This window comes from Labedella phragmitis (assembly GCF_004078635.1).
GTDB classification, from domain to species: Bacteria; Actinomycetota; Actinomycetes; order Actinomycetales; family Microbacteriaceae; genus Labedella; species Labedella phragmitis.
Genome location: NZ_RZNB01000002.1, coordinates 666195 through 687963 on the forward strand (window position 1 = coordinate 666195; position 21769 = coordinate 687963).

The 21769-nt window shown below is 68.3% G+C and carries 20 protein-coding genes, 1 tRNA gene and 1 pseudogene; 4 read left to right on the forward strand and 18 right to left on the reverse strand.

Features of this window, described 5'->3' with window-relative positions; all coding sequences use genetic code 11:
• Position 1: 1 nt before the first annotated feature.
• The 3 genes from ELQ90_RS07875 to ELQ90_RS07885 are packed head-to-tail and all read right to left on the reverse strand — an operon-like array spanning position 2 to position 3749.
• On the reverse strand, positions 2-1027 hold the full coding sequence (locus ELQ90_RS07875) for an AAA family ATPase (RefSeq protein WP_128494692.1): 1026 nt from the start codon (positions 1025-1027) through the stop codon (positions 2-4).
• Positions 1024-1509, reverse strand: coding sequence for a pantetheine-phosphate adenylyltransferase (coaD, locus tag ELQ90_RS07880; RefSeq protein ID WP_128494693.1), 486 nt, complete (start codon positions 1507-1509; stop codon positions 1024-1026). Before coaD ends, ELQ90_RS07875 begins: the two co-directional genes overlap by 4 nt.
• 53 nt (positions 1510-1562) lie before the next feature.
• Complete coding sequence (locus ELQ90_RS07885; protein WP_128494694.1) at positions 1563-3749, reverse strand: ATP-dependent DNA helicase RecG; 2187 nt, start codon at positions 3747-3749, stop codon at positions 1563-1565.
• Positions 3750-3827: 78 nt separating this feature from the next.
• Here ELQ90_RS07885 and rsmD point away from each other — a divergent pair, with 78 nt between their 5' ends.
• Positions 3828-4442, forward strand: a complete 615-nt coding sequence (gene rsmD / locus ELQ90_RS07890) for a 16S rRNA (guanine(966)-N(2))-methyltransferase RsmD (protein ID WP_128494695.1) — start codon at positions 3828-3830, stop codon at positions 4440-4442.
• 89 nt (positions 4443-4531) lie between these two features.
• On the opposite strand, the gene thiL is transcribed toward rsmD, so the two are convergent.
• From thiL to ELQ90_RS07950, 12 genes are all read right to left on the reverse strand, one after another.
• Positions 4532-5527, reverse strand: coding sequence for a thiamine-phosphate kinase (gene thiL, locus ELQ90_RS07895; RefSeq protein ID WP_128494696.1), 996 nt, complete (start codon positions 5525-5527; stop codon positions 4532-4534).
• Positions 5527-6624 carry a D-alanine--D-alanine ligase family protein gene (locus tag ELQ90_RS07900; RefSeq protein ID WP_128494697.1) on the reverse strand — a complete coding sequence of 366 codons (1098 nt, stop codon included), beginning with the start codon at positions 6622-6624 and terminating at the stop codon, positions 5527-5529. Before ELQ90_RS07900 ends, thiL begins: the two co-directional genes overlap by 1 nt.
• Positions 6521-7648, reverse strand: a complete 1128-nt coding sequence (locus ELQ90_RS07905) for an NAD(P)H-dependent glycerol-3-phosphate dehydrogenase (RefSeq protein WP_128494698.1) — start codon at positions 7646-7648, stop codon at positions 6521-6523. The genes ELQ90_RS07900 and ELQ90_RS07905 overlap by 104 nt, the downstream gene beginning before the upstream one ends.
• Positions 7638-8414 carry a lysophospholipid acyltransferase family protein gene (locus tag ELQ90_RS07910; protein ID WP_279432126.1) on the reverse strand — a complete coding sequence of 259 codons (777 nt, stop codon included), beginning with the start codon at positions 8412-8414 and terminating at the stop codon, positions 7638-7640. The genes ELQ90_RS07905 and ELQ90_RS07910 overlap by 11 nt, the downstream gene beginning before the upstream one ends.
• A gap of 82 nt (positions 8415-8496) precedes the next feature.
• Entirely contained in the window at positions 8497-9099 is a 603-nt protein-coding gene (gene leuD, locus ELQ90_RS07915) for a 3-isopropylmalate dehydratase small subunit (RefSeq protein WP_128494699.1), read from the reverse strand.
• Positions 9100-9102: 3 nt separating this feature from the next.
• Entirely contained in the window at positions 9103-10587 is a 1485-nt protein-coding gene (gene leuC / locus ELQ90_RS07920; RefSeq protein WP_243696060.1) for a 3-isopropylmalate dehydratase large subunit, read from the reverse strand.
• Between the two features lie 132 nt (positions 10588-10719).
• Positions 10720-11811, reverse strand: coding sequence for a TerC family protein (locus ELQ90_RS07925; protein WP_243696061.1), 1092 nt, complete (start codon positions 11809-11811; stop codon positions 10720-10722).
• A 276-nt stretch (positions 11812-12087) separates the two neighbouring features.
• Positions 12088-13782, reverse strand: coding sequence for a dipeptide ABC transporter ATP-binding protein (locus tag ELQ90_RS07930; RefSeq protein ID WP_128494701.1), 1695 nt, complete (start codon positions 13780-13782; stop codon positions 12088-12090).
• Positions 13779-14810 (reverse strand): ABC transporter permease, encoded by a 1032-nt coding sequence (locus tag ELQ90_RS07935; protein ID WP_128494702.1) that lies wholly within the window; start codon positions 14808-14810, stop codon positions 13779-13781. The genes ELQ90_RS07930 and ELQ90_RS07935 overlap by 4 nt, the downstream gene beginning before the upstream one ends.
• A 1-nt stretch (position 14811) precedes the next feature.
• The gene (locus tag ELQ90_RS07940) at positions 14812-15813 is read right to left on the reverse strand and encodes an ABC transporter permease (protein WP_128494795.1); all 1002 of its coding nucleotides are present in this window, start codon (positions 15811-15813) and stop codon (positions 14812-14814) included.
• 214 nt (positions 15814-16027) lie between these two features.
• Entirely contained in the window at positions 16028-17659 is a 1632-nt protein-coding gene (locus ELQ90_RS07945) for an ABC transporter substrate-binding protein (RefSeq protein WP_128494703.1), read from the reverse strand.
• A gap of 314 nt (positions 17660-17973) precedes the next feature.
• Positions 17974-18046: transfer RNA gene (locus ELQ90_RS07950), tRNA-Glu, on the reverse strand.
• 160 nt (positions 18047-18206) lie between these two features.
• Between ELQ90_RS07950 and ELQ90_RS07955 the strand changes: the two genes are divergently transcribed.
• Both ELQ90_RS07955 and ELQ90_RS07960 read left to right on the forward strand, forming a co-directional pair.
• Positions 18207-18845 (forward strand): MBL fold metallo-hydrolase, encoded by a 639-nt coding sequence (locus tag ELQ90_RS07955; protein ID WP_128494704.1) that lies wholly within the window; start codon positions 18207-18209, stop codon positions 18843-18845.
• A 91-nt stretch (positions 18846-18936) separates the two neighbouring features.
• On the forward strand, positions 18937-19131 hold the full coding sequence (locus ELQ90_RS07960) for a hypothetical protein (protein ID WP_128494705.1): 195 nt from the start codon (positions 18937-18939) through the stop codon (positions 19129-19131).
• Positions 19132-19266: 135 nt separating this feature from the next.
• Here the strand turns inward: ELQ90_RS07960 and ELQ90_RS07965 are convergent, their stop codons facing one another.
• Complete coding sequence (locus ELQ90_RS07965; RefSeq protein WP_128494706.1) at positions 19267-19794, reverse strand: DUF6328 family protein; 528 nt, start codon at positions 19792-19794, stop codon at positions 19267-19269.
• 111 nt (positions 19795-19905) lie between these two features.
• Between ELQ90_RS07965 and ELQ90_RS16940 the strand changes: the two genes are divergently transcribed.
• The gene (locus ELQ90_RS16940) at positions 19906-20652 is read left to right on the forward strand and encodes a sigma-70 family RNA polymerase sigma factor (protein WP_128494707.1); all 747 of its coding nucleotides are present in this window, start codon (positions 19906-19908) and stop codon (positions 20650-20652) included.
• 10 nt (positions 20653-20662) lie between these two features.
• Here ELQ90_RS16940 and ELQ90_RS07975 read toward each other — a convergent pair.
• Together ELQ90_RS07975 and ELQ90_RS07980 are read right to left on the reverse strand one after the other, a co-directional pair.
• A pseudogene (locus tag ELQ90_RS07975) lies at positions 20663-21310 on the reverse strand (ANTAR domain-containing protein); the annotation flags it as partial.
• Positions 21307-21672 (reverse strand): DUF7882 family protein, encoded by a 366-nt coding sequence (locus ELQ90_RS07980; RefSeq protein WP_208020589.1) that lies wholly within the window; start codon positions 21670-21672, stop codon positions 21307-21309. The gene ELQ90_RS07980 and the pseudogene ELQ90_RS07975, both read right to left, overlap by 4 nt.
• Between the last annotated feature and the right edge of the window lie 97 nt (positions 21673-21769).

The following is a 21769-nucleotide window of genomic DNA, read 5'->3' on the forward strand; positions in this document are numbered from 1 at the left end:
GTCAGCGCGGGGATGGGGCGATCGCGGGGACGGGGGTCGCGGCGACGATCTCCTCGAGGAGACCGGACATGAGCGCGGCAGAATCACCGGTGTGACCGAGAGCGCGGCTCGTGGCCACGAGACGGTGCCCGAAGACGGGCACGACGAGCCTGTCCACGTGATCCGGGAGCACGAACTCATAACCGTCGATGACGGCGAGGGCACGGGCGGCGCGCACGAGCTGCAGCGTCGATCGCGGGCTCGCGCCGAGTCGGAGGTCCGGATGCACCCGGGTGGCCCGCGCGATCTCGACGGCATAGTGCGTGACCGCGGGCGACACGTACACCGAGGCGACCGTGTCCATCATGGCGACGAGCTCGTCGTTCGAGACGACGGCGCCGAGGGTGTCGAGCGGGTTGGCGGACTCGCGACGCGTCAGCATCGAGACCTCGGCGGCGGCGGACGGATAGCCCATGGAGATGCGCACCATGAAACGGTCGCGCTGGGCCTCGGGAAGGGCGTATGTGCCCTCCATCTCGATGGGATTCTGCGTCGCGACGACCGTGAACGGCGTGGAGAGCGGGTAGGTCGTGCCGTCGACGGTGACCTGACGCTCCTCCATGCTCTCGAGGAGGGCCGACTGGGTCTTCGGCGACGCCCTGTTGATCTCGTCGCCGATGACGATGTTGGCGAAGATCGGCCCCGGCGAGAACTGGAAGCGGCGCTCGACCTGGTCGTAGACGGACACCCCGGTGACGTCGGACGGGAGCAGGTCCGGCGTGAACTGGATGCGGTTGACGCGGCTGCCGACCGTCGTCCCGAGTGCGCGAGCGAGCATCGTCTTGCCGACGCCCGGAACGTCTTCGAGGAGGAGGTGGCCCCCGGCGAGGACGACCGTCAGTGCCATCCGGACGGCGTCGGGCTTCCCCGAGATGACACTCTCGACGTTCCGGATGATACGAGCGGCGAGATCGTGGACCTCGGCGAAGGAGAGCGAACGAGCGCCGTCGGCCTGGGGCTGCGGCGCCTGCGTGCTCGTCTCGGTCATGAGCGTTGGATCCGCTCCGCGACGGCGGCGGGCACGTACGGCGAGACGTCGCCGCCGAGTGCGGCGACCTGGCGCACGAGTGAGCTCGACACGTGACCGTGCGCAGGGTCCGGCAGGAGGAACACGGTCTCGACGCCGGCGAGATTGCGGTTCACGATCGCCATCGGGGTCTCGTACGCGACGTCGACCTGCGACCGGATGCCCTTGACGAGGACCTGCGCGCCCACGTCCGTGCAGTAGTCGACGAGCAGTCCCATGCTCCACGACGCGACGACGATGTTCCCGTCGAAGCCCGCGTCGGCGATCGACTGTTCGAGCAGCGCGACCCGTTGGGCGATGGGGAGCATCGCCTCCTTGTCGGGATTGTGGACGACGACGACGTGCAGTTCGTCCCAGAGTCCTGCAGCACGCTCGATCACGTCGAGGTGTCCGAGGGTCACCGGGTCGAAGGACCCGGGAATGACGGCGATCCTGTCAACCATGGGGCCAGCTTATCCGGCGGGCCAACGCGAGCGGTCGGGTCGACGACACTCTCTCAGTTCTTCGCCAGGGCTGCTCGCGTGTCGTCGTCGAGCCGGCGATCGAGTGCCGATCGCAGCGCGGGGTGACCCTCGAGTCGCGGGTCGCCTCTCAGCAGGTCGAGGGCGGCGTCGCGAGCGCGTTCGATCACGTCGGAGTCGGAGACGACGCGCAGCAACTTGAGCGAGGACCGGCCGCCCGACTGGGCGCTGCCGAGGACGTCGCCTTCCCGGCGGAGCTCGAGATCCACCTGGGCGAGTTCGAACCCGTCGAGGGTCGCGGCGACGGCCTCGACCCGATCGCGCGCGAGCGTCTGCTCCTGCGCGTGCGTCACGAGGAGACACAGCCCCGGGAGGCCTCCACGTCCCACCCGGCCGCGAAGCTGATGGAGCTGGGACACCCCGAAGCGGTCGGCGTCGAGCACGACCATCATGGATGCTCCCGGGACGTCGACCCCGACCTCGATGACCGTCGTGGCCACGAGCACGTCGATCTCTCCCGCGGCGAAGCCCCGCATGACCGTGTCCTTCTCCTCCGACGTCATGCGACCGTGGAGCGGTTCGATCACCCGGCCTGCGAGGGCGGGATGAGTTCGAAGCTCGGCGAGCACCTCGCTGACCGTCGCGATCGGCGGCCTCTGCGCCGTCTCGCTCTCGTCGTCACCGTCGCCCGATGCCGTCTCGACGCCGTCCTCCGCGGCCGGTTGCTCGCCCGGCTCGATCGCGGGGCAGACCACGAAGGCCTGCCGACCGGCCTCGAGCTCCTCCGACAGGCGTTCCCACGCGCGTCGGATCCACAACGGCTTCTCGGCGAGTGGCACGACGAAGGACTCGATGGGCTGCCGACCGGCGGGGAGCTGGCGCAACGCGCTCACGTCGAGGTCGCCGAAGACCGTCATCGCGACGGTGCGAGGGATCGGCGTCGCCGTGAGGACGAGGACGTGCGGCGGCACCGTTCCCTTCCGCCGAAGGGCCTCGCGCTGTTCTACGCCGAAGCGGTGCTGCTCGTCCACGACGACGAGCCCCAGGTCGTAGAACTCGACGCCGCTCGACAGCAGCGCGTGGGTGCCGACGACGATGCGGGCCTGCCCGCTCACGATCCGCAGGAGTGCGCGGCGGCGCTCCGCCGTGGAGAGCTGCCCCGTGAGGAGCACGGGTGCGAGTTCGGCCGAGAGGTCGGGGCCGAGTGCCGCGACGATCGACCGCACGTGCTGGGCCGCGAGTACCTCGGTGGGCGCGAGCAACGCCGATTGGCCGCCGGACTCCGCGACCGCGAGCATCGCCCGGAGGGCCACGAGGGTCTTGCCCGAGCCGACCTCGCCCTGCACCAGTCGGTTCATCGGCGTCCCGGAGGCGAGCTCGACCGCGATCTCCTCACCGACGGCACGCTGGTCGTCCGTGAGTGAGAACGGCAGCGATGCGTCGAGCCGTTCGAGGAGCCCGCCGGGGGCCGCCGAGCGCTCCGTCGCGTGCTCGGCGCGCTCGGATAACCGTCGCTCGAGCAGACCGGCCTGCAGGACGAAGGCCTCGTGGAAACGCAGGGTGTCGCGGGCCCGTCGCCAGTGCGCGTCGTCGATGGGACGGTGGATCCATTCGAGGGCCTCGCGGAGCCCGATGAGTTCTTCGGCCTCCGCGACGGCGGCGGGCACCGGATCCTCGAGGTCGCCGAGCCCGTCGAGGACGAGAGCGATCGACTTCTGAATGACCCAGCTCGTCACCGCCGAGGTCGCGGGGTAGATCGGGATGGGCGTCTCCGCCCAGACCTTCGGCGAGATCCCCCTCGGCGCGTCGGGTTCGAAGAGCTCGTACGTCGGGTGCGCGAGCTGGTTGTGACCCTTGTACGAGCTGATCTTGCCCGCGAACACGCCGGCTCGACCGGGAGTGAGCTCGTTCGCGCGCCACGACTGATTGAAGAACGTGAGTGTGAGCGCGCCGTTCCCGTCCGAGATGAGCACCTCGAGGATGGAGCCGCGACGCGCGCGCATCGACCGCTCGTTGACCTGGACCACCTGGGCGACGATCGTGACGTTCTCGTCCATCGGTAGTTCCGAGAGGACGGTCAGGTCTCCTCGCCGTGCGTACCGACGCGGGTAGTGCGCGAGCAGGTCTCCGACGGTGCGGAACCCGAACGCACGGGCGAAGACGCCCGCCGTCTTGGCGCCGAGGACACGATCGAGCCGATCGTCGAGTCCGAGCGCGTTCATGCCCCGATTCTACGGGCGACCCCCGACACTCCTCCGCCGTCCGCTCCTCGTCATCCGCGGGCCCGCTACGCTCGACGGGTGACGAGGATCATCGCGGGACGTGCTCGGTCCGTTCGACTCTCGGTGCCGCGATCGGGCACGCGACCGACGAGCGAACGCGTCCGCGAGGCGATCTTCTCCTCCCTGGATTCGTGGGACGCGATCGCCGGAGCGCGCGTCCTCGACCTCTACGCGGGTTCCGGTGCCCTCGGCCTGGAAGCCGCATCGCGCGGAGCGTCGTCCGTCGTCCTCGTCGAGCGGAACCCGAAGGCCGCTGCGCTCTGTCGCGCGAACGCCGCCGCCGTGCAGCGCGCCATCGGCGGGGAAGCGACCATCGCGGTCGCGCCGCACGCCGTGCGCTCCTACCTGTCGTCGCTCGCGTCTCCCGTCGACCTCGTGCTCGTCGACCCGCCGTACGACCTCGGCGAGGACGACCTCGAGCACGACCTCGACGCGATCGCCCGCAATCTCGCGGACGACGGCGTCCTCGTCGTGGAGCGCAGTTCCCGCTCGCCCGAGCCGCGGTGGCCCGACGGGATCCGGTTGTTGCGCAGTCGCGACTACGGCGAGACGCGCGTGTGGTTCGCCGGTGCCGACACGGGCGACGACGACGCGGCTACGTCGGGCGGCGGCCCGGCGCGACCCGCCGTCTGATCCTCCGGACGACGACGCAGACGACAGCGCAGGTGACGACGCCGGCCACCGCGCAGACGTGGACGCGACCGACAACGATGATGTCCCCGTCAGCCCCTGGCGCCGTCCCACCCCGCGTACGGGTCCCACCCGCTCCGTTCCACCGGCCGCCCGTCCGCGAGGACGAGGCCGACCGGCTCTCGGACGACGACACCGATGGCGCGGAAGCCGCCGGGGAGCGACGTTGTCGGAGGGAAGGTCGCGAGCAGCGAGTGGTCCTCTCCCCCTCCGAGCGCCATCGCCCGGTCGGGTCCGAGAGACGCGCCGTCGAAATCGATGCCGACACCGCTCGCCGTCGCGAGCCGCGCCGCATCGATCGCGAGGCCGTCCGAGAGGTCGAGCATCGCCGTGGCACCGGCGACGGCCGCGAGGACGCCGTCGGCGATCGGCGGCCGCGGCGCGAATTGGGCCGACAGGACGTCACCCGACCGCTCGCGAAGAGAGACCGCCCTGTCCGGATCGGGGACTCCCGCATCGTCGACCGCTTCCGTGAAGAGCAGCCGGAGACCGGCTCCCGCGCGGCCGAGTTCTCCCGAGACCGCCACGACATCGCCGGGGCGCGCACCCGATCGGAGGACGGGAGCCCGACCGCCGAGGTCGCCGAACGCCGTGACGGCGATCGTGAAGGTCTCCGATACGGAAAGGTCCCCTCCGACCACGCCGCACCCGGGCGCCAGCTCGGCGCACGCGTCACGTACCCCCTCCGCGAACCGCTCGAGAGAGCTCACGGGCAGAGACGGTGGAGCGGCGATCGCGATCACGAGCGCCGTCGGCCTGGCACCCATCGCTGCGACGTCCGACAGGTTCGTCGCGGCCGCCTTCCAGCCGAGCTCCCACGGCGACGACCACGCGAGGCGGAAGTCCGGCCCGTGCACCATGAGATCGGTCGTCACCACGAAACGGCCGTCGGTCGTGCCGACGACCGCGGCGTCGTCGCCCGGACCGATGCTCGCGGCAGCGGCAGCGGGGAGGAGCGGCAGGATGCGCGACAGAAGCTCGGCCTCGCCGATGTCGGCGACGACCGTCCGCCCATCCGACGACGGCATCAGCGTGCGCCGCGTGCAGCGCCGATCTCGAGCAGCTCCGTGATGAGGTCCGGATAGGCCAGTCCGGACGCGAGCCAGCACTTCGGGAACATCGAGATGGGCGTGAAACCGGGAAGAGTGTTGAGCTCGTTGACGACGAAGCCGTCCTCGGTGAGGAAGAAGTCGACGCGAGCGAGGCCCTCGGCGCCGACGGCCGTGAAGACCTCCTGCGCGATGCGGCCCATCTCCGCGAGCTCCTCGTCCGTGAGCGATGCCGGGCAGACGAGGTCGATTCCCGGCGCGTCGAGGTACTTGGCGTCGAAGTCGTAGAAGCCCCGTCCGGAGACGACGATCTCCCCCGCCACCGACGTCCGCGGTTGTGCCCCGGCGCGTCCCTCGAGCACCGCGATCTCGACCTCGCGACCGATGACGGTCGACTCGATGAGGACGCGGTCGTCGTGCTCGAGCGCGTCACGGATCGCACCGTCGAGACCCTCCGGTGCCTCGACCTTCGAGACGCCAACGCTCGAGCCCGCGCGAGCCGGCTTCACGAAGACGGGGAAACCGAGCTCCTCCGCGCTTCGCAGCGCCGCCTCGGGATCGGCGCGGAAGCCCGCCGCCGACACGGTCGCCCACGGGGCCACGGCGATTCCCGCGTGCTGCAGCACGGTCTTGGTGAAGTGCTTGTCCATGGAGACCGAGGAGGCGAGGACACCCGAACCCACGTAGGGAAGGCCGACGAGCTCGAAGAGCCCCTGGACGGTGCCGTCCTCGCCGTACCGGCCGTGCAGGATCGGGAACACGACGTCGACGACTCCGAGGGAGGCGATGCTGCCGTCGGCGTGGGTCACCGAGAGCTCGCGGCTCGTCGAGTCCTCCGGCCACCGCACGCGCGATCCGTTGTCGAGGACCTCCGGCAGGTGCTCGGGGTCGAGACCGAACTTCGTCGGATCGTCGTCCTCGAGCACGAACACGCCCTCGCGGGTAATCCCGACGGGGACGACCTCGAAGAGCTCACGATCGATCGCCGACAGCACTCCCCCGGCCGTTGCGCAACTGATCGAATGCTCGCTTGAACGCCCGCCGAAGAGGACCACCACTCGTCGCTTCACTGTCATCCCCTGTCCTCTCGCCTTGCGGCTCGTCACTGTCGGTGGTCAAATGCGGCGCGATGTCCTTCGGGTCGAGCGTGCCATCGAGGACCTGCTTGACCTGTTGCACGATGGGCATCTCGACACCGATCTCGCGCGCGAGTTCGAGAACGGGAGCAACCGACGCGAGCCCTTCCGCCGTCTGCTGCATCTGCTTGACGACGGCACCGAAGCTGTAGCCCTGGCCGAGTAGTCGCCCTGCCGTGTTGTTGCGGGAGAGCGGTGACTGGCACGTCGCGATGAGGTCACCGAGACCCGCGAGCCCCGCGAGGGTCTCGGCCTTCGCCCCTCGCGCCACCGCGAAGTCCGTCATCTCGACGAGCCCGCGCGTGATGATCGACGCCTTCGTGTTCTCACCGTATCCGACGCCGTCGACGATACCGATCGCCACGGCGATGAGGTTCTTGAGCACTCCGCCGAACTCGGTCCCGATGACATCGGTGTTCACGAAGGTGCGGAAGTACGTGTTCCGAGCGAGCGTCGCGACGGCTTGAGCCGTCTCGAGCCGGCTCGAGGAGACGACCGCGGCCGTCGGCTGCTCCCGCGCGATCTCGAGAGCGAGGTTGGGTCCGGAGGCTACGGCGACGAGACCAGGATCGATCGCGAGGGTCTCGACGATGACCTCGCTCATCCGGAGACCAGTGCCCTTCTCGACGCCCTTCATGAGCGAGACGACGATGGCGTCGGGAGCGAGGAGGGGGCGGATCGCGAGGAGGTTCTCCCGCAGGGTCTGGCTCGGGACCGCCACGAAGACCTGCGTGGCCCCCGAGAGCGCGGCACGGAGATCGGAGGTCGCCGAGAGGTTCGGCGGGAGCGTGATGCCCGGGAGGTAGTCGCTGTTGCGGTGCGACCGGGAGATCTCGCGAGCGACTTCCTCGCGACGCGCCCACATCGTGACCGAGGCGCCTCCGTCGGCGAGGATCTTGCCGAACGTGGTCCCCCAGCTGCCGGTGCCGAGGACGGCGACCTTGGCCTGTTGTCTACGACTCAAAACGACCCGTTTCACTCTGCCCGCGCTTCGACGGGTCCCACCGCGTCTCTGGGGCCTTCTCACCCCTGAGCTCCTCGAGCTCGCGGGTGATGGCGGTCATGACGACATCGGTGGCTGCGGCGAGGGTCGAGCCGTCGAGCGGCTTGCCCTCGAACGCGGAGAGGTCGACCGGGTCACCGAATCGTACCCGGACCTTCTTCGGCGGGAAGAAGGAGATCTTCTTCGAGTAGCGCGCCATGACCTGCTGCGTACCCCAGTGCGCGACAGGCACGACCGGGATCCCGTGCTGGAGTGCCAGTCGGACGGCCCCCGTCTTGCCTCGCATCGGCCAGATCGCGGGATCGCGCGTGAGCGTTCCTTCGGGATACACGACGAGCACCTGCTCGCGCTCGGCGACCCGGGCCGCCGCCGCCATGGGGTCCTTGTCGCGGGTCGACCCGGCGCGCTCCACCGGGATCTGGCCAGACGAGCGCAACAGCCAGCCGAGGCCCGCGACGTCGAAAAGCGAGGCCTTCGCGAGGAACCGCGGTGCCCGGCCGAGCTTCCATGCGGCCAGACCGATGACGACGGGATCGATCTCCGAGTAGTGGTTCGGGGCGAGGATGACAGGGCCGAACCGCGGCAGCTTCTCGCCGTTCTCGATCCGGATCACCATCATCATCCGACTCAGCGGCAGCGCGACGCCCGCGAGGAACCAGAAGAACGACGGTCTCGACTTCTCAGGATTGGAGCGACGCGGTCGACCGCTCGATGGACTCAGAGGCACGAGACCATTATCCGACGGACTCCAGCGGAGCCCGAGACGACCGGCCCGTGTCCGCACAGCGGCCGGGCCGGCCGTTCGGATCTCACAGGCTGCGAGCGGGGATCGTCTTCGGACGCCACCCGGCCCGCGACTGCTCGAACCGCGTGATCGCCTCTTCGTCGCGCAGCGTCAGGCCGATGTCGTCGAGCCCCTCGAGCAGGCGCCACCGCGTGTAGTCGTCCACCTGGAACGCGAAGCTCTCGTCACCGACGACGACGGTGCGCGCGACGAGGTCGACGGTCGCCGCGATACCGGGCTCGGCGTCCATGATCGCCCAGATCCGCTCGACCTCCGCCTCCTCGACCTGGGCGGCCAGCAGCCCCTGCTTGCCGCTGTTCCCGCGGAAGATGTCGGCGAAACGGGCGCTCACGACGACCTTGAAACCGTAGTCGCGCAGCGCCCAGACGGCGTGCTCGCGGCTCGATCCGGTGCCGAAGTCCGGTCCGGCCACGAGGATCTGCGCTCCCGCGTACTGCGGCTGGTTGAGCACGAATTCCGGATCCTGGCGCCACCCGGCGAAGAGCGCATCCTCGAAGCCGGTCTTCGTGACCCGCTTGAGATAGACGGCGGGGATGATCTGATCGGTGTCGACGTTCGACCGCTTGAGCGGCATCGCGACTCCGGTGACGGTCTCGAACTTGTCCATGGCTCAGTCCTCCAGGTCCGACGGGCTCGACAGCGTTCCCCGGACGGCCGTCGCCGCAGCGACGAGGGGCGAGACGAGGTGCGTACGGCCACCCTTGCCCTGCCGACCCTCGAAGTTCCGGTTGCTCGTCGAGGCGCAGCGCTCACCGGGGGCGAGCTGGTCGGGGTTCATGCCGAGGCACATCGAGCACCCCGCGAAACGCCACTCGGCGCCGAAGTCGAGGAAGACCTTGTCGAGGCCCTCGGCTTCCGCCTCGAGTCGCACTCGAGCCGATCCGGGGACGACCATGACGCGCACGTTCTCGGCCTTACGGCGCCCCTGGATGATGGAGGCGAAGGCACGGAGGTCTTCGATCCGGCTGTTTGTGCACGACCCCATGAAGACGGCGTCGACCGGGATCTCCTTCATCGGCGTTCCCGCCTGGAGGTCCATGTACTCGAGGGCACGCTCCGCGGCGGCGCGCTCGTTGAGGTCGACGATCGCCTCCGGGTCCGGGACGTTCTGGCTGAGGGACACACCCTGGCCGGGGTTCGTCCCCCACGTGACGAAGGGCTCGAGTTCGTCGGCGTCGAGGAACACCTCGGCGTCGAAGACCGCGCCATCGTCGGTGGGGAGCGTGCGCCAGTACGCGACCGCCTCGTCCCAATCCTCGCCCCGCGGGGCGTGGGGGCGGCCCTCGAGGTACGCGAACGTGGTCTCGTCCGGCGCCACCATTCCGGCGCGCGCACCCGCCTCGATCGACATGTTGCAGATGGTCATCCTGCCCTCCATGGAGAGCTGACGGATGGCCGAACCGCGGTACTCGAGCACGTAGCCCTGGCCGCCGCCGGTGCCGATCTTCGCGATGACCGCGAGGATGATGTCCTTCGCGGTGACGCCGGGCTTCAGGGTCCCGTCGACGTTGATCGCCATCGTCTTGAACGGCTTGAGCGGCAGCGTCTGGGTGGCGAGGACGTGCTCGACCTCGCTCGTCCCGATACCGAACGCCATCGCGCCGAATGCGCCGTGCGTCGAGGTGTGCGAATCGCCGCACACGACCGTGATCCCCGGCATCGTGAGACCGAGCTGCGGACCGACGACGTGGACGATGCCCTGCTCGACGTCTCCGAGCGAATGCAGGCGCACGCCGAACTCCTCGGCGTTGCGACGCAGGGTCTCGATCTGCGTGCGACTCGTGAGGTCGGCGATGGGCTTGTCGATCGCGAGCGTCGGCGTGTTGTGGTCCTCGGTCGCGATCGTGAGGTCGAGGCGACGCACGGGCCGATCCGCGAGGCGCAGGCCGTCGAACGCTTGCGGGCTCGTGACCTCGTGCACGAGGTGCAGGTCGATGTAGATGAGGTCGGGGGTACCGTCCTCGCCCTTGACGACGAGGTGGTCGCGCCAGATCTTCTCGGCGAGCGTGAGCGGGCCCGTCGTAGTCTCGGCCGGAACGGCGGGTCGTTCCGCCGTGTCCGACACGAATGCAGCGCCCGTGGTGGATGTACTCATGGTTTCGGTCCTTCTTCGATCGGGTCCGGCCATAGCAACCTCCGCGACGAGGGAGGCCAGGTAGTCAAGCCTCGTCGCGGCGACGAAGAAGGAGGGACCGATCGAGCAGCATCCCCACAGAATAGCACCGCGTCAGCGGACGTCGCCCTCGCCCCGCGTGCCAGGCGCCGGCGGCGTCTGCTCGGACGCGGACGCGTCGACGGCGGACTCGACGCGGTCCTTCTCCCCCGCATCGGTCGCGACGCCGTTGCGGCGCTCGTGCGCGGAATGGACGAGGCTCGCGACGGTCGCGACGGTCATCGCGACGACGATGACGGCGAGCGACATCCACGTGCTGATCTCGGGCGCCCACTCGATGTGCTCACCGTTGTTGATGAAGGGGAGCTCGTTCTCGTGCATGGCGTGGAGGAAGAGCTTCACGCCGATGAAGGCGAGGATGAACGCGATGCCGTAGTGGAGGTAGCGCAGCCGGTCGAGCAGTCCGCCGAGGAGGAAGTAGAGCTGGCGGAGACCCATGAGCGCGAAGACGTTGGCCGTGAACACGATGAACGGGCTCTGCGTGATGCCGAAGATCGCGGGGATCGAGTCGATGGCGAAGATGAAGTCGGTCGTTCCGATCGCGATGAAGACGATGATCATGGGAGTGAACATGCGCTTGCCGTTGACCGTCGTGCGGAGCTTCGAGCCGTCGAACTCGTCGTGTACGCCGAGCTTCCGACGGAGGAAGAGCGTGAAGCGCGTCTCGCCGTCGTCGGCGTCCTCGTTGTTCGCGAAGGCCTGGCGGTAGGCGGTGACGAGGAGGAAGAGGCCGAAGATGTAGAACACGAACGAGAAGTTCGCGATGATCTGGGCGCCGAGGAGGATGAAGATGCCGCGGAGAACGAGCGCGATGACGATGCCCACCATGAGCACTTCCTGCTGGTACTTCCGGGGGACCGAGAAGCGAGCCATGATGATGACGAACACGAACAGGTTGTCGATCGACAGGCTGTACTCGGTGAGCCAGCCGGCGAGGAACTGCCCCGCGAACTCACCGTCGGTGAACGCCCACATGAGCCCCGCGAACGCGAGGGCCAGCGTGACGTAGAAGACGACCCACAGCGTCGATTCGCGGAACGAGGGGATGTGGGGGCGCTTGACGACGTAGAGCAGGTCGAAGAGCAGGATGAGCCCGAGACCGACGTAGGAGCCGATTTCGAAGACCAGGGGAAGCTCGGGGTGCACGGCGTGCCTTTCGTGAACGAGGGTGCCGGGGTACGGCGGAATCACGAAAGTCTCTCCCGCGCTCGAGTCGCGCTGCCACGACCGGGATCTCGTCTTCGTGACCCGTACTGACGACCGTGGCGATTGAGGGATACTCCCCTTCGGCTGGTCAAGTGTACAGCCGTCGAGCATTCTCTCGACGACCGCTTGCCGTACGCGAGGCGACGCTTCTCGACGCGGCGTCGCGCCGTCGCCGAGGGGACCGGGTGCCCAGCAACGCTGAGCACCCGGTCGGCGTCAGACGGACTGCGCGCGCTCCGCAGCGACGATGAGCGCGAGTTCCTCGCGGCGTCGGCGCTGGGCGTCGGGGTCCGGGACGGGCAACGACGCGAGCAACCGCCGCGTATAGTCGTCCGTCGGCGCGCCGAGCACCTCGTCGCCCGTGCCCTCCTCGATCAGGCGACCGCGGTAGAGCACCGCGATCCGGTCGGAGAGGATGTCGACGACGGCGAGATCGTGACTGATGAACAGCGCGGCGAACCCGAGCTCGGCCTGGAGCTCCGCGAAGAGCTCGAGGACGCGCGCCTGCACCGACACGTCGAGCGCGCTCGTGGGCTCGTCGGCGATGAGGAGCTTCGGCTCGAGGGCGAGAGCGCGCGCGAGGCTCGCGCGCTGACGCTGACCGCCCGAGAGTTCGTGCGGGAAGCGATCGCCGTACGATCGAGGCAGCTGCACGGCTTCGAGGAGCTCGTCCACGCGCTTGCGCGCCGCCGTCTCGTCGAGGTCCGAGCGGTGCACCGCGAGCGGCTCGGAGACCGCCTCGGCGATCGTGAGGAGGGGATTGAAGCTCGACGCCGGATCCTGGAAGACGAAACCGATGTCCTTGCGGACAGGGCCGAACGTGCGCTCCTTGACGCCACGCATCTCCACGCCCAGCACCGAGAGGGAGCCGCCCGTCACGGGCGTGAGGCCCGCGATCGCGCGACCGATCGTCGTCTTGCCGGAGCCCGACTCCCCCACCAGGCCGACGACCTCGCCGGCACCGATCGTGAGGTCGACGCCGTCGACCGCGACGAATCCGGGGCGCCCGAAGCGGCCGGGGTACTGGATACGCAAGTCGCTCGCGACGACGATCGGCTCGGCCGCCGAGGCGACGGGGGCACGGCGTTCCGCCGCCTCGAGCTTCTGCCCGATGCGCGGAACGGCCGCGAGCAGTCGCTTCGTGTACTCGGCCGTCGGCGCCGAGAAGAGCGTCTTGACGTCCGCCTCCTCGACGAGCTCACCCTGGTACATGACGGCGACGCGGTCCGCCAGGTCGGCGACGACACCCATGTTGTGCGTGATGAGGACGATCGACGCCCCGAACTCGTCGCGGCAGCGCCGCAGGAGATCGAGGATCTCGGCCTGAACGGTCACGTCGAGCGCCGTGGTGGGCTCGTCGGCCACGATGAGCCCCGGGTCGAGCACGAGCGCCATGGCGATGACGACGCGCTGCTTCTGTCCGCCGGAGAACTGGTGGGGGTAGTAGTCCACGCGGGACTCGGGCTCCGGGATACCGACGCGGCGCAGGATGTCGATCGCCTGGGCGCGCGCCGCCTTCCGGCCGAGCCGGGAGTCGTGTGCTCTGAGCCCCTCGGCGATCTGCCACCCCACCGTGAAGACGGGGTTGAGCGCCGTCGAGGGCTCCTGGAAGACCATCGAGACATCGGAGCCGCGAAGCCGACGCAGCGTCGATCCGGACACCGAGATGACGTCGTTCTCGCTCGCGCCGTCCTTGCTGCGCAGGACCACCGCGCCCGAGGACGTCGCCGTGTCGGGGAGGAGGCCGAGGATGGTCTTGGCCGTGACCGTCTTCCCGGACCCCGACTCCCCCACGATGGCGAGGACCTCGCGCTCGCCGACGCGGAGCGTCACGCCGTCGACGGCCTTGACCGCTCCGGCGTCGGTCGAGAAGGAGACGTCGAGGTCGGAGATCGTCAGTACATCGGTCATGCTCGTCCGTCCGTTCCATCGATGATCGAGGGGTCGATGCTGCCACCGGGTACCACGGAGGTCTCGGCGACGGCGCCGGCGTCGGCCGCAACGGCGCGTCGGCCACGCAGGCGCGGGTCCGACAGGTCGTTGAGGCTCTCGCCGACGAGGGTGACTCCGAGGACCGTCAGGACGATCGCGAGGCCGGGGGGCACCGCCGTCCACCAGATACCGCTCGAGACGTCGGCGATCGCCCTGTTGAGGTCGAAGCCCCACTCGGCGGCGGCCGTCGGCTCGATGCCGAAGCCGAGGAACCCGAGTCCCGCGAGCGTCAGGATCGCCTCCGAAGCGTTGAGCGTGAAGATGAGCGGCAGAGTGCGGGTCGCGTTCCGCAGGACGTGGCGGAACATGATGCGGCGGTTGCTCGCGCCGATGACGCGAGCCGACTCGACGAAGGCCTCGGCCTTGATGCGGACCGTCTCGGCCCTGATCACCCGGAAGTACTGCGGGATGAACACGACCGTGATCGAGATGGCCGCGGCGAAGATGCCGCCCCAGAGGCTCGACTGTCCGCCCGAGATCACGATCGACATGACGATCGCGAGCAGGAGGGAGGGGAAGGCGTAGATCGCGTCGCACACGACGACGAGGACCCGGTCGAGCCATCCGCCGAAGTATCCGGAGACGAGACCGAGCAGGACGCCCGCCACGATCGAGAGCGCGACCGCGATCACGACGACGCCGAGAGCCGTCTGGGCTCCCCACACCACTCGCGAGAAGACGTCGAAACCGCTCACCGTCGTACCGAGGATGTGCTGGGGGCTCGGGGCCTGCTGAGTCCCGAACGTGCCGCTCTCGTCGCGGATCTGGCTGAAGCCGTAGGGTGCGATGAGGGGCGCGAGGAACGCGGAGAGCACGAAGACGGCCGTGAGCACGAGTCCCGTCACGAGCATGCCGCGCTGGATGCCGACGCTCTGACGGAGCTGCTTCAGCACGGGGAGACGGTCGACGAGGCGTCGGCGCGGGGCGCGCGTTGCTGTCGTGGTCATGTCAGTACCTCACCCTCGGGTCGATGAGCGCCGCGACGATGTCGACGATGAAGTTGGTGACGGCGACGATCACCGCGAGGAGGACGACGATGCCCTGCACCGCCACGAAGTCGCGCGCCTGCAGGTACTCGGAGAGCTGGAACCCCAGCCCCTTCCACTCGAACGTCGTCTCCGTGAGCACGGCACCGCCGAGGAGCATCGCGACCTGGAGTCCGATGACCGTGATGATCGGGATGAGCGCCGGTCGGTACGCGTGCGTGCGGACGAGTCGGAATTCGCTCACCCCGCGGGAACGTGCCGCGTCGACGTAGTCGGTGCCGAGCGTGCCGATCATGTTCGCCCTGACGAGGCGGAGGAACACCCCGGCGGTGAGGAGGCCGAGAGCGAGTCCCGGGAGCACGGCGTGCGAGAGCACGTCGCCGATGACCTCGGGGTCGCCCGTCCGGAACGCATCCACGATGTAAAGACCGGAGCGACCGTCGAGGAGTGCGAATTGCAGTTCCGTGCTCGTCGACGCACGCCCCGACACGGGGAGCCACTTGAGGGTGACCGCGAAGACGAGCTTGAGGAGGAGACCGGCGAAGAAGACGGGCGTCGCGTAGAACAGGATCGCGAGGATGCGCAGGATCGCGTCCGGCGCCTTGTCGCGGAAGTACGCCGCGACCATTCCGAGCGGGATGCCGACGATGAACGCGACGATGAGTGCGTAGAAGGCGAGCTCGGCGGTCGCGGCACCGTAGACGACGAGGACCTCGAGCACGGGTCGGTTGTCCGAGAGCGTCGTGCCGAAGTCACCCGTGAAGATCTGGCCGATGTACTCGACGTACTGCACGAAGAGCGGCCGGTCGTAGCCGGCGGCCGCGACGCGCTCAGCGAGCTGGTCTGCTGTGAGCCGGCCACCGAGGGCCGCCGTGATGGGGTCGCCCGTCGTGCGCATGAGCAGGAACACGAGGGTGACGAGGATGAAGATCGTCGGGAAGATGAGGAGGAATCGCACGAGCATGTAGCGCCAGAGACTGGAGCCGGACTGTCGTGCCTTCCGCGGAGTGGCCGCCGTCGCCGGCGCTGTCGCCGGGTCGTCGGTGCGGGCAGGGGCGTTCAGGGGGACCTCCGAGGTGGGAGCGGTGAAAATGCCGGGGTGACCTGTGGAGGTCACCCCGGCACTTTAGTTCACTTCTGAGCGTCGCGACGCGGGGGTCGTTCGGCCCGAAGGGGCGTCAGCCCTTGGTGATCGGCGCGAAACGGAACTTGAACGACGCGTCGAGCGTGACGCCGCTGACGTCGGAGCCGACGACGGCGACCTGAGCACCCTGGAGGTACGGGATGGTGGAGAGGTCGGACGCGACCATCGTCTGGATCTCCTCGAGTGCGGCCTGGCGCTCAGCGGGATCGACGATCGACGCCTGCTCGAGGATCTTGTCGTTGACCTCGGCGTTGTCGTAGTGGTTGGCGAGGAAGTTGTCCGTGAGGAAGAACGGCGTCAGGTAGTTGTCTGCGTCCGAGTAGTCCGGGAACCAACCGAGCTGGTAGAGCGGGTACACGTCGGACGTGCGGTCCTTCGAGTACTGGACCCACTCGGTGGTCTGCAGGTTGACCGTGAAGAGACCGGACTCCTCGAGCTGCGACTTGATGGCCGCGTATTCGTCACCCGACGTCGGACCGTAGTGGTCGTTCGAGTACTGCAGGTTGAGTTCGACGGGAGCGTCGATCCCGGCGTCCGAGAGGCGCTTCTCCGCGGCCTCGGTCGAGGGTCCGCCCTCCCCGTCGCCGTAGAGCTCCTTGAGGGGCTCGATCGCTCCGGTCAGTCCCTCGGGGACGAAGGAGTACAGGGGCGTGTAGGTGCCCTTGTAGGTGTCGTCGGAGAGCGCGTCGCGGTCGATCAGGTCGGCAACGGCCTGGCGGACGGCGAGGGCCTTGGCCTCGTCGGCCTCCGGCGTCTGCGCGCCGAACGGCTGCGTGTCGAAGTTGAAGACGATGTAGCGGATCTCGCCACCGGGGCCCGTCTCGACGCTCACGTCGTCGTTGCCCTCGAGGTCGGCGATGTCTGTCGCGGAGAGGCTGCGGTGGGCGACGTCGATCTCGCCCTCCTGGATGGCGAGCTTGAGGTTCGAGGAGTCGGCGAAGTACTGCAGCACGACCTGCTCGTTCTCGGCCGCACCGAGCACGCCCTGGTAGTCGGGGTTCGCGGTGAACGAGATCAGGTTGTTGAAGTCGTAGCTCTCGATCGAGTACTGGCCGGCGAAGGCCTTGCCCTCGACGATCTCGTCGTCGCTCGTGAGCTCGGTCGCCGAGAAGACGTCCTCGTCGACGATGGGTCCGGCCGGGCTCGACAGGATCTGCGGGAAGATCTGGTCGTTCTCGCTCTTGAGGTTGAAGACCGCGGTGAGTTCGTCAGGGGTCTCGACGCTGTCGAGGTTGTAGAGGAGCGACGACGGGCCGTTCTCGTCCGCGATGGCGAGCTGACGGTCGAACGTGAACTTGACGTCGGACGAGGTGAGTTCGTTGCCGTTCGCGAAGGTCAGGCCCTCCTTGAGGGTGACCGTGTACTGGGTCGGCGCGGTGAACTCGGCGGACTCGGCGATGTCGGGCTCGACGTCGGGGCTTCCGTACGGGGTGTTCATGAGGAACGGGAAGACCTGGTTCATGACGGCGAAGGAGCCGTTGTCGTACGAGCCGGCCGGGTCGAGGACCGTGACCTTGTCGGTCGTTCCGACCGTGATGGCGCTCGAGCCGCCCGAGTCGCCGTTGTCAGATCCTCCGGCGGCGCAGCCCGCGAGGATGAGGGCGGCGCCCGTGGCGCCGGCCGTGATGGTGAGGAGGCGCACTCGACGCCTGGATGCGGATGTCATCGATCCGTCATTCCTTCCTGGTGGGGGATGGCGTGAACGCGCGGCTGAGCCGCGGCGGACGCCGCTGTGATGTTCCAGTCCTAACACACATCGATCACCCGGATTCCCTGTGGCGTCCCGCGATCGCGCTATTTAATCGGATCGCAACGAAACGACTCCCCCGGTGCCGCCTGCGCCCAGAGTGGCGGCCCTGTACGCAGGAGGGTGCGGCCTCCCGGAAACGAGAGAAGCCCCCTGGACGCATGAGTCCAGAGGGCTTCTCTCGTGCTGTTCTTCATGTCTCCACGGCGAGGAGATGAATCCTTGCCGCTACGTGACCCCAGCGGGATTTGAACCCGCGCTGCCGCCGTGAGAGGGCGGTGTCCTAGGCCGCTAAACGATGGGGCCGGAAAACAACGAGTTCGAGTATTGCACACGCCGTGGAGTCCGCCAAATCGACTCTCGCGAGGACGGCGAGGGCCGCGAAGCCGACGGCGAGACAGGCGATTTCAGTCATCGTCGCGCGTACCCCTTGCCGAAGACCCTCCGCGCGTATTGGCTTGCACCCATGGAACTCACGAAGCTCGAACATGCCGCCCTCATCCTCGAGGAGGCCGGTCGTCGTCTCTTCATCGACCCGGGTGCCTTCACCACGGCGATCACCGACGGTACGAGGGCCGACGCCATCGTCATCACACACGAGCACCCGGACCATTGGACGCGGGAGCAGCTCGACCGCATCATCCAGGCGAGCCCCGACGTCCGGATATTCGCACCGGCGGGGGTCGCGGCGGCGATCGGGGACGGCCCCGTCACGGTCGTCGCCCACGGTGACTCGGCCGAGGTCGGTTCGTTCCGGTTGCGGTTCTTCGGCCGGAAGCACGCCGTGATCCACGAGTCGATCCCGGTCGTCGACAACGTCGGCGTCCTCGTCAACGAGAAGCTCTACTACGCGGGAGACGCCTACACGATCCCCGACGGCGTCGCGGTCGACGTCCTCGCCGCTCCCGCAGGGGCGCCCTGGCTCAAGATCTCCGAGTCGATCGACTACGTCCTCGCCGTGAAGCCGCGTCATGCGTTCCCGACGCACGAGATGGTGTTGTCGCGGGCCGGGAAGGACATGTCCAACCAGCGCCTCGCGTGGGCCACCGAGCAGGGCGGCGGCACCTATCACCCTCTGGAGCCCGGCGACACACTGTCGATCTGACTCCCGTCTGCCCCAGAGCCGCCCATTCGTCAAGGTGTGGGCCGCTCCGTGGTGCGCGCTTAGCCTGGATCCCTCGATGAGGAGGCCGGCGATGATGAACGACAATGCAGCCGCACGCTGGAGCAACCACGACATCTCCTCGGATGGACGGATCGTCGAGGAGTGCATCCGCACAGCCGCAGCGGAGCGCCGGATCACCTGGTACGACCGTCGCGGAGAAGTGATGCGTCGTGAAGACGTCGACGTGAGACCACAACAGCGCGCTCGCGGCGGCGTGTTCGACTGAACGGCACGACTCCGCGTCGATGGACGGAGACCGTCCGACCACCCGACGCACCACGGGTGGTCGGACGGCTCCGGTCGTCAGTGTGCGTCGGGCACAGCGTCGCGCACACCGGATTGACAACGGCGTGACAGACCGTCAGGTCCGCGTCCCGTCACCGTCCGATCGGCTCCGGAGGACAATCGGCGCGACGAGCCAGAGGCTCACGACGACGGCCACGACGACGGCGCCGGCGACGATCGCCGCGCGACGACTCACGACGACGTCGAAGAGGAAGAAGACCACTCCGGTCAGGAGCAACGAGATCATCGCGAGCGTCACGCGGAGGAGGACATCCCCGTAGCCGACGACCTTCTCCTTCATGAGGCGGCCGAACAGGATGCGATGTGAGCTCACGGGTGCGAGCCCGGAGACCGTCGCGAGGGCTGCGAGAGACACGAGCACGAGGTACACCGTCGTCTGGAGCGTGTCGAGGTCCTTGAACGTCGGCTGGAAGGCGAGGGCGAGCAGGAATCCGGTCAGGATCTGCGTTCCCGTCTGAGCGACGCGCAGTTCCTGGAGGATCTCGTTCCAGTGCCGGTCGAGGCGCTCGTTGGCCGATTCGTCCCGCCCGTCCGGACGGACGTCGGGGCCGTCCCCTGTGGTGCGCTCGGATGAACTGTTCACGCTGCCAACGATCCACACCGGTCCCCACCGTGTCAACCGGTGCTAATCTGATGTCCACACCGATGGTCAAACAGTGCGCCATCGCCTTCTCGATCCACGACGAGGCCATCCGTGTATTCCCCCACTCTCATCGCCGTGCGTTCCGCCCAGGTCTCTTGGGTCGCCGCGCCGTCGGAAGCTCTGGCGCCGAGCGCGCCGCTGTCCTCACTCGGCGCTTCCGCGACATTTACGCGCACCACCGGACGGTCCGACGTCTCGAACGATCTCGTGCACGCGCATCTCGCGCTCGCCGAGGCCCTCGCGGAACGCTGGTCGGGGCGCGGAAGCGACCGCCTCGACCTCCGACAGGTGGCCTATCTCGCCCTCGTGAAGGCGTCGAGGCGGTTCGACCGCCAAGCCGGATCGGCGTTCGCGGCCTTCGCGGCGGCGTACATCCGCGGCGAACTGCTCCACTACCTCCGCGACAGCGCGCGCATCGTGCGGATCCCCCGGGCATTCGTCGGCACCGGGGACACCTCGGCGGGATCGCTCGCCGCCCCGCTCTCGCTCGACGCCGCCGTCGTCACCGCCGACGACGTGGTTCCGCTGTCGAGCACGGTCGGGGACTTCGACAGGCGACTCGACGAGGCGGACTCACGCATCCCCCTGGTCCAGGCCCTCCGCACGCTTCCGGACGACGCGAGACTCGTCGTCTACTTGCGGTATTTCGAGGACCTCACGCAAGCCGAGATCGCTCGTCGGACGGGCTCGACGCAGAAGGCCGTCTCCCGTTCGCTCGACGGCTCGCTCCGAGCTCTTCGACGGGAGCTCGATCGGCCTCACCAGCATCGGGAAGCGCAGGGAACAGTCCACCGCTGATGACGTCCTGCGCCACGACGACGAGCTTCGTGTTGTGGTGCTGCGAGTAGCGTCGGAGGAGCGAGAACGCTCGACCCTCGTCGATCCTGAAGCGCTCCATGAGGATGCCTTGAGCCTGCCCGATCGCCTTGCGACCATCGAGGGCCTTCTCCAGGTTGTCCTCTGAGCGGGCGTTCGCGAGAGCGATGGACGCGTGCCGGGCGAAGATGCGTGCGACGGCCTCATCGGTGGCGTCGAGTGAATGCGGCGCGACGGAGAAGAGGTTGAGCGACCCGATCACGCTGTCCTTCGTCACGAGCGGAACGCTCACCATCGATCGGTAGCCGAGACGTGCGAGACGCGGGCCGTAGACCGGCCAGCGCGGATCGTTCGCGGAGTCGGGGACGACGTAGCTGCCGAGGGACTCGATCGAGGAGAGGCACGGCCCCTCGCCGAGTTCGTTCTGAAGGTCGTCGGCCTGACGCACGAGCTCGCCCGTCGACGCCGCGGTCCGGATCCGTTTTCCCTCGAGGAGATGCACGCCCGCGCCGTCGCACTTGACGGCATCGCGCGCGTACTCCACGACGACGTCGACGGTCGCCTCCGTGTCGGGTTCCGCCTGCAGGTCGTAGGCGAGTCTCGCGAAGTACTCCGCGCCGGGTTCACTCATGTCCCTCATGATGCCGCACGACCGCGCCCCGAGCCACTCCGTCGCGATGATCGCGGCGCGGCGTCCTCACCCGGCGGCACTTCGGGCACCTCCTCGAGGTTGAGCCCCATGACCGAATGGCTCGCCGACATCATGCGGTCGAGCCAGTCGCGGTCGAGATTGGCCTGACGGCTGCCGAAGAACGTGAAGGCGAGCAGTACGCCGTCCGTCACCCAGAGCGAGGTGCGGCCACCGCCGTTCACGGCGTGATGGTCCCACGAGAGCAGGAAGCTCTCCCGCCGACGGAGCTTCTGAACGATGACGACTCGCAAGTGCGCGAGGACCCGATCGTCGATCTCGTAGTCCGCCGTTCCGTACTTGAGCGTTCCCATCATGTTCTCCTGGAGAAGTCGGGACGCGGCCTGACCCGCGTCCTTCCCCCAGTACCCGGGCGTTCCACCTTTCAGACCGATTCACCGAAGAAATCGT

Bases quoted from the DNA above. Each gene is read 5' to 3' on its own strand.
- ELQ90_RS07875 (WP_128494692.1), bottom strand. From the start codon at position 1,027: ATGACCGAGACGAGCACGCAGGCGCCGCAGCCCCAGGCCGACGGCGCT.
- coaD (WP_128494693.1), bottom strand. From the start codon at position 1,509: ATGGTTGACAGGATCGCCGTCATTCCCGGGTCCTTCGACCCGGTGACC.
- ELQ90_RS07885 (WP_128494694.1), bottom strand. From the start codon at position 3,749: ATGAACGCGCTCGGACTCGACGATCGGCTCGATCGTGTCCTCGGCGCC.
- thiL (WP_128494696.1), bottom strand. From the start codon at position 5,527: ATGCCGTCGTCGGATGGGCGGACGGTCGTCGCCGACATCGGCGAGGCC.
- ELQ90_RS07900 (WP_128494697.1), bottom strand. From the start codon at position 6,624: ATGACAGTGAAGCGACGAGTGGTGGTCCTCTTCGGCGGGCGTTCAAGC.
- leuD (WP_128494699.1), bottom strand. From the start codon at position 9,099: ATGGACAAGTTCGAGACCGTCACCGGAGTCGCGATGCCGCTCAAGCGG.
- leuC (WP_243696060.1), bottom strand. From the start codon at position 10,587: ATGAGTACATCCACCACGGGCGCTGCATTCGTGTCGGACACGGCGGAA.
- ELQ90_RS07930 (WP_128494701.1), bottom strand. From the start codon at position 13,782: ATGACCGATGTACTGACGATCTCCGACCTCGACGTCTCCTTCTCGACC.
- ELQ90_RS07935 (WP_128494702.1), bottom strand. From the start codon at position 14,810: ATGACCACGACAGCAACGCGCGCCCCGCGCCGACGCCTCGTCGACCGT.
- ELQ90_RS07940 (WP_128494795.1), bottom strand. From the start codon at position 15,813: ATGCTCGTGCGATTCCTCCTCATCTTCCCGACGATCTTCATCCTCGTC.
- ELQ90_RS07945 (WP_128494703.1), bottom strand. From the start codon at position 17,659: ATGACATCCGCATCCAGGCGTCGAGTGCGCCTCCTCACCATCACGGCC.
- ELQ90_RS07955 (WP_128494704.1), top strand. From the start codon at position 18,207: ATGGAACTCACGAAGCTCGAACATGCCGCCCTCATCCTCGAGGAGGCC.
- ELQ90_RS07960 (WP_128494705.1), top strand. From the start codon at position 18,937: ATGATGAACGACAATGCAGCCGCACGCTGGAGCAACCACGACATCTCC.
- ELQ90_RS07980 (WP_208020589.1), bottom strand. From the start codon at position 21,672: ATGGGAACGCTCAAGTACGGAACGGCGGACTACGAGATCGACGATCGG.